This window comes from Legionella drancourtii LLAP12, from assembly GCF_000162755.2.
Classification (GTDB): Bacteria; Pseudomonadota; Gammaproteobacteria; order Legionellales; family Legionellaceae; genus Legionella; species Legionella drancourtii.
On sequence record NZ_JH413832.1, the window covers coordinates 107,532 to 122,065 of the forward strand.

A 14,534-nucleotide genomic window follows, 5' to 3' on the forward strand; every position below is an offset into this window, starting at 1 on the left:
TTAATTGTAAAAAATTATGGTTTTATTACATTGGTATCGTTTATTCAGAGTAGGACAAAAGTTTATGCCAGTCTTAAAGCATTATGCTAGATTAGCAGACCATGAGATTTCGAAATGAATTCTAAGTCAAATCTTCTAATACGCCACTAATCTCCAACCACTCTTCTTCGGCTTGATTTAAAGAGGAATGTGCAAGCTCACGTTTTTGTAGTAATTGGTTTAATTGGCTTTGCTGGGCACTGTCCTCATAGAGACTGGCATCACCCAGTTGTATATCTAATTTTTCAATTTCACCATGAAATTGCGCCATCATTTGTTCTAATTTCTTTAAACGATTTTGTAATGTTTTTTTCTCTTTGTAATCATTTGCGGCAGATGTCGTATTGACGCTTTCTTTAACGGAGTCTTTAGTTTGTAACCAAGTATGATAATCATCTAAATCGCCATTAAAGGCTTGTACTTTCTTTTGATAAACTAAATAGAAACTATCTACCGTAGTTTTCAGCATGTGTCTATCGTGTGAAATGAGAATTAAAGCGCCTTCATAACTTTGCAATGCAAGTTCAATGGCCGAGCGCATGCCTAAGTCTAAATGGTTGGTTGGTTCGTCAAGTAGAAGTAAATTAGGTTTTTGCCAAACTAATTTGGCTAAGGCCAAGCGTGCTTTTTCACCGCCTGAAAAATGATGAATGGGCTGTACGGCCATATCACCAATAAAATTAAAGCCACCTAAGAAATCACGGATGCTTTGTTCGCGGACTTCAGGTGATAATACTTGGATGGTTTCTACCGGGCTTAACTTGCAGTCCAATTGTTCTAATTGATGTTGGGCATAATAGCCAATTTGCAAATGAGCAGAACGATGAATAGTTCCATTTAATACGGGCAAAGAACCCGTTAATGTTTTGATTAACGTTGATTTACCTTCACCGTTAGGGCCAAGCAAAGCTATTCTATCTCCTGGACTAAGTGATAAATTGATTTTCTTCAATGTGGGTTCTTGTCCTGGATACCCTGCATCAACTTGACTGCACTGTATTAATGGATTGCCCGCGCGCGGACAGGGGAAAAAGTCAAATGAAAAAGGTGAATCGGCTTGAGCGGCAGCGATGATTTCCATGCGTTCTATGGCTTTAAGTCGGCCTTGAGCTTGTTTTGCCTTAGTTGCTTTCGCTTTAAAACGATTAACAAAGGTCATCATGTGACTAATTTTTGCTTGTTGCTTTTCATGCATGGCTTGTTGTAAGGCTAACTGTTGTGCATGTGTTTTTTCAAAACAGCTGTAATCACCACTATACAGTGTTAAATTTTGTTTTTCGATGTGCAAAATATGTGTAACAAAAGCATCAAGAAACTCTCGATCATGGGAGATCAAAATAATAGTACTGGGACTTTGTTTTAAAAAACGCTCCAACCAGAAAATAGCTTCCATATCTAAATGGTTTGTTGGCTCGTCAAGTAAAAGCAAGTCAGCCGGTTTCATCAGACAACGTGCAAGACTTAAACGCATGCGCCATCCGCCTGAAAAACTATTAACCGAAGCATTTTGCTGGTCACTACTAAAACCTAAGCCGGACATAATTGTCGCTGCTTGTGCGGGTTTACTATAACCCGCAGTTTGATTTAATTCGTCATGACAGGCAATCACCTCGGCATGATTATGCGTTTGCTCTGCTTTTTCTAAACGTTGGAGTAAGTTGATGTATTCATCATCACCACTTAAAACAAAATCCAGGGCTTTCTCATCACTATCTGGTAATTGCTGTGATAAATGGCTAATTCTCAGATTAGGATTAATTAAATATTCGCCCGTATCCGCAGTTAACTTTCCTAATAAAAAATCAAATAGAGTTGATTTGCCACAACCGTTATGGCCAATAAGACCTATTTTTTGTTTTTCATAAAGAGTGACGCTGGCTTTTTCAAGTAAAACTTTGGTGCCACGGGTTAAGGTGATTTGACGAAGAGTTAGCATTTTAAATTATTAGCCACAAATATAGAGGAGGGGATTCTAACATAGATCCTTACTAGTTTAGAACGCTTAGGATCTGTTGACCTTTCTATTATCATGGTCAAAGTGAGTTGATTTTCTGTGTTTCGACACACACATACTTGATGTATGTTCTGTTGCTGTGCTCAAAAATCAACCCGTTTGCTTAATCTAGCGAATATCAACAGTTTCTGTTCTTTTAGCTGGGTTCTATCGTTTTTTTCTTTGCTGATTGATATCGTGCTTGTTTTTCAATATCAATATAACGGTCTGTTGTGGCGCTGGAACTATGACCCGCATCATCGCGAACATGTTCGCGAGGGCGAATTTTTACATCTTCAGAAATTCCCGTATGCCTTAACCAGTGCACTGTTGCTGCTGCTAAATTATCTGCTTCGTCTGCATGCCCCTTTCTCCTTAGTTCTTCGCCAGCTAAATCAAAACAATGTTGAATAATCCGTCGAATGGGGGCGGTATCACTCATGGGGCCATTGCCACGTATTTTTGGCAGAAGCGGCGTATTATCTGCGGGGGAGGGCAGAGGCGTTAATCCTAAGAAGCCGCGCCAACGAATTAAACTATCGAGCATTGCTTCACTTACGGCGATTTGCCGCTCTTTATTTCCTTTGCCCACCGTAGTGAACCACCAATAACCATTACTGTCTTTGGCAAAATCATTCATACAGGGCATCCAGCGGTCATTTGCTGCTAATTCCGAAATACGTAAATACATGCCAAATAGCAGACTCAACATAAAACGGGTACGCTCATGTTTCATAGGGGATTCTTCTGCAAGTGATTCTGCTGCACTAAGTACAGCACTCCACTGTGTTAAGCTTAAACGACGTATTGGGGTATTTTGTTGGCGTTTGCGAATGAATTTACTTTTTTGGCGAATCAGGGCTACTGGATTTGACATCAAATATTCTTCGGCAATTAAGAAATTAAATAAGGTGCTCAAAATAGCGAAGATTTCCTGAGTCGCGCCTTGAGATAAATTAAATTGGTCTATATCCGGCTTTTGTCCATTTTTTATGGCTGATTTACTTAAGGTAACCACGAAAGGTCGCCATTCTTCATTGGGAATACGTAATCCTTCTTTTTCGATAAAACGAGGAACTTTTTTGAGGCTTATCCAAGGTTTGGGTGGGTTTTGGCAAAAACGAATGTATTGTTCGATGTCATCGCGTTTTAAAGTATCGATTGTTGTATTCTTAATTAGCCAGGACCATTGCAGCAATCGTTCTGCTTCTCGCCGGTAACTATTGAAGGTACCTTGGCTTCCAGTGTAACTTTTTAGAAAATTTAAGGTGTAATAAAAATCATGGTGAAATCGAGCGTTGGGTAATACGACATGTTCATGATTTTTATGTAAGTAGTTTAGACTATCAAATAGTGGGAGTAGCTTAAATTTCATAGTGCTCAATATAATAAAGATTAATTGACTAATGCTAGCTGAAAAATAATTAAGATTCGAGAACTAAAGTATAGGCTAGGACGTATACTCTCGGTGCACCAGTAGATAGGGTGCATAATTTATGCTTGAACGCAATTTTTCGATATTATTAAACACATCCACAAGAGCAGGTTTTGTAAACGAAAAAACCAACTGCATTGCAAATTAATCAGTTTGGTTGTATTAATACTAGGGGTTATAAATTTTTTTAAAAAAAGTGATTTTTTTATTGACCTGAATCCTTCTCGTTAGTATCATGTGCGCACTGTCCACGGGACGGGTCACGGGGTGTAGCGCAGTCTGGTAGCGCGCCTGCTTTGGGAGCAGGATGTCGGGAGTTCGAATCTCTCCACCCCGACCAAATTTAAGCGCCCGTAGCTCATCTGGATAGAGCATCGGCCTTCTAAGCCGAGGGTAGCAGGTTCGAATCCTGCCGGGCGCACCAGCCCAATAGTATACACAAGTTTCTAAAAAGTTTATGGTGAGCGTAGCTCAGTTGGTAGAGCCCCGGGTTGTGATCCCGGTTGTCGTGGGTTCGAATCCCATCGTTCACCCCATGAGTTGTAGTAGAAGTAAGGTTTACCGCTAAAGATTCATCTGAGTCTTTACAAGACCGAATTACTGATTGATAATCCAACCTGATTGCGAAAGTGGCGGAATTGGTAGACGCACTGGATTTAGGTTCCAGCGGGGCAACCCGTGAGAGTTCGAGTCTCTCCTTTCGCACCATTTCATTATAAATTCCAAAGAGGTGAGTTAATGCAAGTTTCTGTTGAGACCCTAAAAGGTTTGGAACGCAAGGTGACAATTTCTGTACCTACGGCGAAAGTTGAGGAAGAAGTCAGCTCGCGTCTCAAAGGTTTAGCTCAGAAAGTTAAAGTAGATGGTTTCCGTCCTGGCAAAGTCCCCATGCACGTTGTTACTAGCCGTTACTCCGATAGCGTTCGCGAAGAAGTTGCGCGCGATATGGTTCAATCCACTTTATTTGAAGCCTTACAACAACATGAATTAGTCCCTGCCGGTTATCCATATGTTGAGCCTGAACAAGTAGAAAAAGATAAAGATTTTAAATACACGGCTACATTTGAAGTTATGCCTGTATTTGAAGTTGTTGAATTAAACCAAGCTGTTGTTGAACTTGCAAAGTCAGAAGTAACCGACAAAGACGTTCAAGAGATGATGGATAAATTACGTGAGCAAAACAAAGAATGGCATGATGTTTCTCGTGCGGTTAAGAGTGGCGACAAAGTCGTAATTGATTTCCAAGGCTTCCTCGACGACAAAGCATTTGATGGCGGCAGTGCTGAGGGCCATGAATTAGTGATTGGTTCGGGCTCAATGATTCCAGGTTTCGAAGATGGAATTATTGGTGGTAAGAAAGATAAGCCATTTGATATCAAAGTGAATTTCCCAGAAGATTATGGTCATAAAGAATTGGCTGGTAAAGAAGCGATCTTTAAAATTACCATTCGTAATGTCCTGGAAGGTAAATTACCTGAACTTGATGATGTTTTTGCAGAAAAATTTAATATCAAAGAAGGCGGCGTTGAAGCGCTTAAAACTGACATTAAAGACAACATGACTCGCGAATTAGAACGTCGTGTTAGCATGATGAACAGAGAAAAACTGTTTGATAAGTTAATGGAAGTAAATATCATTGACTTGCCATTAGCTTTAATTGATAAAGAAATCGAACATTTAAAACATGATATGTATCATCGTTTGTTTGGCCATGAGCATCATGAGAATGAACAGATTCCTGATTTCCCAAGAGAATTATTTGAAGAACAAGCAAAACGTCGTGTTCATCTTGGTTTACTATTCTCTGAATATGTTAAAAAGCATCAAATTGTTGCTGATAAAGAAAAAGTTGATGCGATGATTGAGAAATTTGCAGGTGCTTACGAAAACCCTGATGAATTACGTGCTTGGTACAGAAGTAGCAAAGAGCACTTGGCTGAAATCGAAGCATTAGTTATGGAAGAGATGGTTGCAGATAAAATTGCTGCTGATGCTAAAATTAAGCATAAGTCTACTGACTACGATTCAGTGATGAATCCAAAAAAAGAAACTGAAAAAGTGACTGAGAAGAACAAAGGAGAGTAATTTTATGTCAGGATATTCAGATAACATAATTCGCAATGCCAGTGGATTGGTGCCAATGGTTATTGAACAAACGTCACGTGGTGAGCGTTCGTATGACATCTACTCAAGATTATTGAAGGAACGTATTATCTTTCTATTGGGTGAAGTTGAAGATCATATGGCTAATTTAGTGGTTGCTCAATTGTTGTTTCTTGAGTCTGAAAACCCTGAAAAAGACATTTCTCTTTACATTAATTCTCCTGGTGGTGTGGTAACTGCTGGTTTAGCAATTTATGACACCATGCAGTTTATTAAGCCTGATGTCAGTACGTTATGCATTGGTCAAGCAGCAAGTGCTGCGGCCTTATTGCTTTGCGCTGGTGCTGATGGTAAGAGATTTTGTCTGCCAAACTCACGTGTAATGATTCACCAACCTTTAGGTGGTTACCGCGGTCAGGCAACTGATATTGAGATTCACGCACGTGAAACTTTAGCGGTAAGAGAGCGTTTAAATAGCATTATGGCAAAGCACACTAAAAAGACACCTGATCAAATCATGCGTGACACAGAGCGTGATAATTTTATGAGTGCTACGCAAGCTGCTGAATACGGTCTCATCGATAAAGTTATTTATGATCGAGAAGTAGTAAGTAATCCAGAAGAATAATCTATCTTCAGCTCGTTAATTTGAGCGAAATGTTGAACCTCCGGATCTAGTATAGCGTATAATGTTAAGACTAGATTTGGAGGTTCCTTTCAACGCTCGGGATGCCTGGAAAATAAATTAGTTCTTGTTTGTAGTGGCATATCTTTTTCTGATTGACTAAAATTTTACATGTGTTACCTTTTTTCGGTAATGGTTGTAAGAAGGGGTTGGATATGAGTAAATCCGGTAACGGAAGTGGCGATAAAGTTCTTTATTGCTCTTTTTGTGGCAAAAGCCAACATGAAGTAAAAAAAATTGATTGCTGGGCCTTCAGTATTTGTCTGTGATGAATGCGTTGAGCTTTGCAATGATATTATCCGTGAAGAAACGCATGAAACTCATGAAGAGGTAGAAGTACGTTTACCATCACCAAAAGAAATTTCAAAATTCTTAGATGAGTACGTTATTGGCCAGCCGCATGCGAAAAAAGTGCTGTCTGTTGCCGTGTACAATCATTACAAACGTTTACAACATAAAAGCGAAGATGGTGTTGAACTGGGTAAAAGTAATATTTTACTAATTGGTCCAACAGGTAGTGGTAAAACGCTTTTAGCACAAACGTTAGCACGCATTTTAAATGTTCCTTTTGCTATGGCTGATGCAACTACTTTGACTGAAGCAGGGTATGTTGGGGAAGACGTCGAAAATATTATTCAAAAGCTTTTGCAAAAATGCGATTACGATGTAGACAAAGCGCAACAAGGTATTGTTTATATTGATGAAATCGATAAGATTTCACGTAAATCAGATAATCCTTCGATAACTCGTGATGTTTCTGGCGAAGGTGTCCAGCAAGCATTACTCAAATTGATTGAAGGAACAGTGGCTTCGGTACCACCACAAGGTGGTCGTAAACATCCTCAGCAAGAATTCTTGCAAGTGGATACCTCAAATATTCTCTTTATTTGTGGCGGTGCTTTTGCTGGTTTGGATAAAGTAATCAGGGAGCGAAGCGAAAAATCAAGTATCGGTTTTTCTGCACAGCTGAAAAATAAAAAGGACAATAGCGAAGAAATATCTAAGGTATTAAGTCGATTAGAATCTGATGATTTGATTAAATATGGATTAATTCCTGAGTTTGTAGGTAGACTACCTGTAGTAACTACATTGCAAGAACTGGATCAGGGGGCTTTGATTGACATCCTTACTAATCCTAAAAATGCCTTAACAAAACAATTCCAGTCACTTTTCAAAATGGAAAATGTTGAGCTAGAATTTAGAGATGAGGCCTTAGTTGCAATTGCTAAAAAAGCCTTGGAACGAAAAATGGGGGCTCGCGGTTTGCGCGCGATACTTGAAAATATTCTTTTAGACACCATGTATGAATTACCTTCTCTTGAAGGTGTAAATAAAGTGGTAATTGATGAAAATGCTGTAAATAATACATCAAAGCCTATACTTATTTATGAGCAAGAGATGAAGAGTGCAGCAGGCGGTCAAGAATAGGACTTAATAAGCAACTATTCACACCATTAAATCCCTGCGCCTTTGCCTTGCTACTGGTTCAGGGATTTAGAATGATGGATAGTTGTATCTATCTTTTAATTCAGCTAAATAAATCCCTCCTACAAGTAGCTTGATAAAGGTACTTGGCTATTAAATGGTTAGTTTCCTCATTAAATTTCTCTTTCTTATTGAGTACTTTGTTCATTTCAAGAATTACCGGTATACTCAGTTAAAGTAGTAAAAAATGTTGTAAAATTATAACTATAGCTTTTGTTTGAATAAGGGTTCGTTATGTCTATTGAAAATAAAGTGACGCCTAATGAGACTGAAAAAGTATCAATGATTCCTGTGTTGCCTTTGAGGGATGTCGTAGTTTATCCTCATATGGTAATTCCTCTTTTTGTTGGTCGCGGAAAATCAATCAAGGCCTTAGAGGCGGCTATGGTCGATAATAAGCAAATCTTTTTAGTTGCGCAGAAAAAATCATCTAATGATGATCCGACCGCAGATGATATTTATGTGGTTGGTACTTTATCCAGTGTGCTGCAATTATTAAAATTACCAGATGGAACGGTAAAAGTTTTAGTTGAAGGTGAACAGCGTGCGCGCGTAAAAGAATATAGCCAAGAAAAGGGATATTTAGAAGCGTCTCTGGAAATTATGGATGAGGTAAATACGGCAGTACAAGAACCAGAAGTTGGTATCTTAATGCGCTCATTAATGTCGCAATTTGAACAATATATTAAACTGAATAAAAAAATTCCACCTGAAGTATTGTCGCCATTAGCTGGAATAGAAGAGCCTGGTCGTTTGGCAGATACTATTGCCGCTCATTTAACTTTGAAAGTTGATGATAAACAAGAATTATTAGAAACCTTGGACGTAGGAACTCGTCTTGAACGATTGATGTCTGCAATTGAAACAGAAATCGATCTGTTGCATGTTGAAAAGCGTGTAAGAGGACGAGTAAAGCGTCAAATGGAAAAGAGTCAGCGTGAGTATTACCTTAATGAACAAATGAAAGCCATTCAAAAAGAATTGGGAGAAATGGGCGAAGAAGGTAATGAAATCGAGCAACTCGAAAAATCCATTGAAAAAGCAGGTATGCCAAAAGAAGCCAAAGAAAAATCTATGGCTGAACTTCATAAATTAAAAATGATGTCACCAATGTCTGCTGAGGCCACAGTTATCCGTAATTATCTGGATTGGATGTTGTTGGTTCCTTGGAAAAAGAAAAGCAAAATTCAATTTGATTTGTTAAAAGCAGAAAAGTTATTGGATAAAGAGCATCATGGACTGGAACGGGTTAAAGAACGTATTATCGAATACTTGGCAGTACAAAAACGTGTAAAACGTTTGAAAGGCCCGATCTTATGTTTAGTTGGACCTCCAGGGGTTGGTAAAACTTCTTTAGGGCAATCTATTGCTAATGCTACCGGCCGTACTTTTATTCGTATTGCTTTAGGTGGTGTGCGTGATGAAGCTGAGATACGTGGACATAGAAGAACTTATATTGGTTCTATGCCTGGAAAAATTATTCAGAAATTATGTAAAGCAGGGGTGAAGAACCCACTGATTATGCTTGATGAAGTGGATAAGATGGCCATGGATTTCCGTGGCGATCCTGCTTCTGCATTGCTTGAAGTGCTTGATCCAGAGCAAAATCATACCTTTAGCGATCATTATCTGGAAGTGGATTATGATTTAAGTGATGTCATGTTTATTGCTACTGCTAACTCTTTGGAAATACCTGCACCTTTATTAGATCGAATGGAAATAATTCGTTTGGCAGGTTACACCGAAGATGAAAAGGTAAGTATTGCGGAGCAGTACCTTGTACCCAAACAAATTTCATTGAATGGTTTAAACAACGATGAAATTCATATTAGTGAAGGTGCTATTCGAGAAATTATTCGTCATTATACGCGTGAAGCTGGGGTACGTAATCTGGAGCGTGATATTGCCAGTGTCTGCCGAAAAGTAGTGAAAGATATTCTCTCCAGCAAGAAGCCTAAAAAAATGATCGTTACCTTAAATAATATCGAGAAATATTTAGGTGTGAAGAAATTTCGATATGGATTGGCTGAAGAGTTTGATCAGGTTGGACAAGTAACTGGCCTTGCTTGGACTAGTGTGGGTGGCGAGTTGCTGACAATCGAAGCGTCAATGGTACCTGGCAAAGGTAAGGTAACGCACACGGGGCAATTGGGTGAGGTCATGCAAGAATCCATTCATGCGGCAATGACAGTAGTGCGCAGTCGCGCCAAAAAACTTGGATTAGCAGATGATTTTTATGATAAAAATGATTTTCATATCCATGTTCCCGAAGGTGCAACACCGAAAGATGGACCGAGTGCAGGTGTAGGTATGTGTACCGTACTTGTTTCTGTTGTAACGCAAATTCCCGTTAAAGCAGATGTTGCAATGACTGGTGAAATTACATTACGAGGGCAAGTATTGCCAATAGGTGGTTTAAAAGAAAAATTATTGGCTGCGCATCGAGGTGGAATTAAGCACGTGATCATTCCTGAAGAGAATGTTAAAGACCTAGAAGAGATACCTGACAATATACTGCGTAAAATTACAGTACACCCCGTTAAGACCATAGATCAGGTTCTTGAATTGGCTCTACAACGTAGTCCTTGGGTGGATCGGGCAGAAATTGTACAGCCTGCCACTTTAGTAGGTAAAAAAACGAAAAAAACTAAAAATAATGATTTACATACCCATTAATTAGAGGTATATTTCGTTTCGTAGCCCGCCACTGGCGGGCACTGCAAGGATGAAACTACTTGACTGGTTAATTTGATTGGGTTTGAGTTAGATTAACTTAAAGTATGGAAGATTAACTGTATAGGGGAAGCAATGAATAAGAGCGAATTAGTTGATGCTATAGCAAGTGGTTCGGGTTTAACAAAAGCTGATGCCAGCAGAGTGCTCGAAACTTTTACTAGTACGATAACTGATGCTTTAAAAAGCGGTGATCAAGTTGTAATACCTGGATTTGGGTCGTTTTCAACAGGTAATCGTTCGGCACGTACAGGTAGAAACCCACAAACTGGGAAAGTTATTGAGATTAAAGCATCACGAGTTGCTAAGTTTAAAGCAGGTAAAAACCTGAAAGAAGCCGTACAAGAAGCTTAAGATTTCAGGGTGCTTAGCTCAGCTGGGAGAGCATCGCCCTTACAAGGCGAGGGTCGTAGGTTCGATCCCTACAGCACCCACCATGAAATGGAGTGGTAGTTCAGTTGGTTAGAATACCGGCCTGTCACGCCGGGGGTCGCGGGTTCGAGCCCCGTCCACTCCGCCATACTTAACGCGCCTTTATGGGCGCGTTTTTATTTTATAAAAGATGAGAGACATTGTTTTTTGCTGACATTAAATGCAGCCAAACCGAAATGAAAACAGTGCGAATTACTTAAGATTTCGGGTGCTTAGCTCAGCTGGGAGAGCATCGCCCTTACAAGGCGAGGGTCGTAGGTTCGATCCCTACAGCACCCACCATAATATGGAGTGGTAGTTCAGTTGGTTAGAATACCGGCCTGTCACGCCGGGGGTCGCGGGTTCGAGCCCCGTCCACTCCGCCACTATTAACGCGTCTTCATAGACGCGTTTTTTTTGCTTAAAATTTTACGTCCGAGTTTGATTTATGCGACTCGGCGTGGGGTAGAGCCGTCTATTTGGGTTCAAGCGTCACATTTCGATCAAATGTCTATGATTATCTTGTTAGAACATAATATTTACTGGTTTTTGTTTGGATTTCTATCCGATTAGGTTACAATCTGTCTTCATTAAACTATGTTAATATTTAAATGGATCTCGGGACATGTTGCAGAAGTTAAATGAGCGTATACAAGGTGTTGTAGCTTGGCTGGTTGTTATTTTAATCGGTATCACATTCACATTATTCGGTGTAGATTATTACTTCCAATCGCATCAAACAACAAATTCTAAAGTTACAGTCAATGGTGAGCCTTTAACTGAACAAGCTTTTGAAATAAATTACCGACGTGCTCGTGGAATGCAAGATATTGCACAGATGACTGCTGAAGATGAGAAAAAACTACAAAATCAAGTTTTAGATCAAATGGTAACCAATGAAGTAATGGTTCAGGCAGCGCATACGAATGGCTTTAACGTGAGTTTAAACCAAGCTAATGCTGCCATCCTTAATATTCCTCAATTTCAAGAAGATGGTCATTTTTCTAGTGAAAAATACCAACAGGCCTTAAGTGCTGCTTTATTTACTCAATTAAGTTTTCAAAATGAAGTAAAACAAGGCATGTTGTTAAATCAACAACGCTTTGCTTTTATCGGCAGTTCTTTTGCACTACCTGATGAAATTGAACGTTTTGTTAAACTGTATATGCAAAATAGAGATTATGATTATGTCACGATTTCTGCTGCACGTTTTGAGAAAGATGCTCATGTTTCGCCAGAAGCTATTGCTGATTATTATAAGCAACATCAAAAAGAATTCATGGCTCCAGAACAAGTAAGTCTTGATTATGTTCTGCTTTCGATGAACAATATAAAAAAGCATATTAAAATATCAGATGATGATATCAAACGTTTTTATAATGAAAATCAAAACAACTATTTAACACCGGCTCAATGGCAAGTTGCTCATATCTTATTTGCAACCCCTGAAGATGTTTCAAAAGATGAATTGGATCAAATTCAGAAAAAAGCCGATGATGCTTATGCTGCATTACAAAAAGATCCTGCTCAGTTTGAAAAACTGGTTACTACACTATCGGATGACAAGCTTTCTGTTGCGGAAAAAGGGGCGCTTCCCTGGATCACTGCTGGCCAGAATGATTATGATAAGATTTTATCTAATTTAACGAAACCAGGTGAAATTTCTGCTCCTGAAAAAACTAAACACGGTTATGAAATTTTTAAGTTAATTGCTTATAAACCTGTAACTATGAAGTCGCTAGCGGAAGTAGAAACAACAATTAAAGAGCAATTACTTGCAGAAATGGCGCAAACTCAGTATGCACATGCTTTAGAACAATTATCTGACTTGAGTTACCAATCGCCGGATTCATTAAATCCAGTTTCTGACGCAATGAAATTAAAGATTGAAAAAACACCAGTATTCTCACGTGCGGGTGGTAACGATGCCATCACTAAAAATCAACTTGTGATAAATGCTGCGTTTAGTCATGATGTTCTTGAGTTAGGTAATAATAGTGAACCAGTTCAATTGGATAATGATTCCGTTGTGGTAGTGCGCGTGAATGAACATAGGGCAGAAAAGGAACAGTCGTTAGAAGCTGTTCAGGCACAGATCAATAAGATTCTCATTAAACAAGTTGCTGAAGCTAAAGCAAAAGAGCTTGGTAAAAATTTATTAGATCCTACAGAGAGTAAAGAACAAGAAAAGCTTATGAGTACCCATAAATTAACCTGGAATTCAGTAGAACATGCTTCCAGAGACAGTGATAAAGCCGATGTGTTGATTAATGATGCTGCATTCAATTTATTACGACCCCAAAGCCGTAATGGTATTGTTTTACCTAATGGTGATTATGTAGTGGTCAGACTAAAGCATATTAATGATGGAAACTTAAATACTTTAGACAAAGAGCAACAAGATAGTCTTGTGCAACAAATTGAGGCGAGTTCGGGTATGATGGATTATGACTTGTATGCAAAAAGTTTAATTAATCAAGCCAAAATTGTGAAACGTTAGTACCACGGCTATTTGTATTTGACTGTTTGACGTTGGGATGGCGTCATTCAGTCTAATACATAGATGGCCATCTCCCGAAACCCAACTAAAATTACCTACGTAGCCCATAACTAATCGCTACGCTGACGCCACATTAATCAATCATATCGAGCAGAGATAAACCTGTATCAACTTGTTCTTCACAGACCACTAGCTTTTCTTTGGCCAATGAAATAATTCCCTCTACTGCTCTTTCTACCTTACCTTTAGTAACTATATCATAAGAATCAGTCGTGTATTTTGAATAAAGCATGCCAAGAGGATAGAAGATAGAGGATAAAACCTGAAATGCAGAGTTACAAAAATAGACGGCTGTATCTAAAAAAAACTCCGGGCTACCACAATATTGTGAGAAAGAAAGACAATAGGGGATGGCATAAAGAACGCCCACTAATGCCATAATAGGTGCATGAATAAGACCGAAAAGTCCTGTGATGAAATCTATCACTAAGTTACCACCTAAACTCCACCCCACATTGAGCGTTATACGCGCCCCATCGATTATTGAGGGTACAGTCGTTGAGCTGTTTTTAATCCGTGTAGCTCTGTCAATGATGCTTTGATAATTTGGATTGGGCTTGTTCAATTCAGCAGTAATAATTCGTGCTTCTTTTAAAAGTTCACTGTAAAAATGATATTGTTTTTTAGCGTTGGCTAAGACATACATTGGCTTTGCATCATAAGGCAGAGGAGCAAAATCCCAGGAAAAATGTTCTTTGGGCCGAAAAGAACCAAAATCATTAATAAGTTTTTCCAAGTTTATTTTTTGATTACCAAGATGGCCATTGTAATGAATTACACAATCCTTGGGCACAACAGTAAGATATTTTGACCATCGCTCCCTACAAATTTCAGCAAGTGTAGATTCTAAATGCATGCTAATGCGATTACTCTTTGCGTGATTAAAAAACATAAAAACCTTGGATGGATTATTTTTGTACAAGATATCATTTTAAGAGGTTAAAATCAACATAATAGGCTTTAATGTACTTAGCCATCAATAGGACATGGCTTACTATTTTGTGAGGGTAGGGTGATATTAGATAAACTTGGTAGAGTTACTTGATACGATAATGCCGCATCCGTGCAGCGAAGTACAATTACTGTACTG

General features: G+C 38.9%; 8 protein-coding genes, 8 tRNA genes and 1 pseudogene. 14 read left to right on the forward strand and 3 right to left on the reverse strand.

All coding sequences use genetic code 11. The features are described from left to right. Positions 1 to 121: 121 nt before the first annotated feature. Together LDG_RS11830 and LDG_RS11835 are read right to left on the reverse strand one after the other, a co-directional pair. Positions 122 to 1,975 carry an ABC-F family ATP-binding cassette domain-containing protein gene (locus LDG_RS11830; RefSeq protein ID WP_006871614.1) on the reverse strand — a complete coding sequence of 618 codons (1,854 nt, stop codon included), beginning with the start codon at positions 1,973 to 1,975 and terminating at the stop codon, positions 122 to 124. Positions 1,976 to 2,189: 214 nt separating this feature from the next. Then, positions 2,190 to 3,407, reverse strand: coding sequence for a tyrosine-type recombinase/integrase (locus LDG_RS11835; RefSeq protein ID WP_040535623.1), 1,218 nt, complete (start codon positions 3,405 to 3,407; stop codon positions 2,190 to 2,192). A 323-nt stretch (positions 3,408 to 3,730) separates the two neighbouring features. Between LDG_RS11835 and LDG_RS11840 the strand changes: the two genes are divergently transcribed. The 14 genes and pseudogenes from LDG_RS11840 to LDG_RS11905 all read left to right on the forward strand — a co-directional run bounded on the left by LDG_RS11840 (position 3,731) and on the right by LDG_RS11905 (position 13,384). Beyond that, positions 3,731 to 3,807: transfer RNA gene (locus tag LDG_RS11840), tRNA-Pro, on the forward strand. A gap of 7 nt (positions 3,808 to 3,814) precedes the next feature. Further along, positions 3,815 to 3,891 (forward strand) — tRNA-Arg (locus tag LDG_RS11845). A 36-nt stretch (positions 3,892 to 3,927) separates the two neighbouring features. Then, positions 3,928 to 4,003: transfer RNA gene (locus LDG_RS11850), tRNA-His, on the forward strand. 87 nt (positions 4,004 to 4,090) lie between these two features. Then, positions 4,091 to 4,175: transfer RNA gene (locus LDG_RS11855), tRNA-Leu, on the forward strand. A gap of 30 nt (positions 4,176 to 4,205) precedes the next feature. Then, on the forward strand, positions 4,206 to 5,552 hold the full coding sequence (tig, locus tag LDG_RS11860) for a trigger factor (protein WP_006871617.1): 1,347 nt from the start codon (positions 4,206 to 4,208) through the stop codon (positions 5,550 to 5,552). A gap of 4 nt (positions 5,553 to 5,556) precedes the next feature. Next, entirely contained in the window at positions 5,557 to 6,198 is a 642-nt protein-coding gene (gene clpP, locus LDG_RS11865) for an ATP-dependent Clp endopeptidase proteolytic subunit ClpP (RefSeq protein ID WP_006871618.1), read from the forward strand. Positions 6,199 to 6,410: 212 nt separating this feature from the next. Further along, positions 6,411 to 7,683 (forward strand): annotated as a pseudogene (gene clpX / locus LDG_RS11870) (ATP-dependent Clp protease ATP-binding subunit ClpX). 291 nt (positions 7,684 to 7,974) lie between these two features. Next, on the forward strand, positions 7,975 to 10,416 hold the full coding sequence (lon, locus tag LDG_RS11875) for an endopeptidase La (RefSeq protein ID WP_006871621.1): 2,442 nt from the start codon (positions 7,975 to 7,977) through the stop codon (positions 10,414 to 10,416). Positions 10,417 to 10,548: 132 nt separating this feature from the next. Beyond that, a complete protein-coding gene (locus tag LDG_RS11880; RefSeq protein WP_006871622.1) occupies positions 10,549 to 10,827 on the forward strand; it encodes an HU family DNA-binding protein in 279 nt (92 codons plus the stop codon). 7 nt (positions 10,828 to 10,834) lie between these two features. After that, a tRNA-Val gene (locus LDG_RS11885) sits at positions 10,835 to 10,910 on the forward strand. Positions 10,911 to 10,916: 6 nt separating this feature from the next. After that, positions 10,917 to 10,993 (forward strand) — tRNA-Asp (locus tag LDG_RS11890). Between the two features lie 118 nt (positions 10,994 to 11,111). Beyond that, positions 11,112 to 11,187 (forward strand) — tRNA-Val (locus LDG_RS11895). 6 nt (positions 11,188 to 11,193) lie between these two features. Continuing rightward, positions 11,194 to 11,270 (forward strand) — tRNA-Asp (locus tag LDG_RS11900). A gap of 239 nt (positions 11,271 to 11,509) precedes the next feature. Further along, positions 11,510 to 13,384 (forward strand): SurA N-terminal domain-containing protein, encoded by a 1,875-nt coding sequence (locus LDG_RS11905; RefSeq protein WP_006871623.1) that lies wholly within the window; start codon positions 11,510 to 11,512, stop codon positions 13,382 to 13,384. Between the two features lie 133 nt (positions 13,385 to 13,517). Here LDG_RS11905 and LDG_RS11910 read toward each other — a convergent pair whose 3' ends face one another. After that, the gene (locus LDG_RS11910) at positions 13,518 to 14,336 is read right to left on the reverse strand and encodes a hypothetical protein (RefSeq protein ID WP_006871624.1); all 819 of its coding nucleotides are present in this window, start codon (positions 14,334 to 14,336) and stop codon (positions 13,518 to 13,520) included. Positions 14,337 to 14,534: the final 198 nt, after the last annotated feature.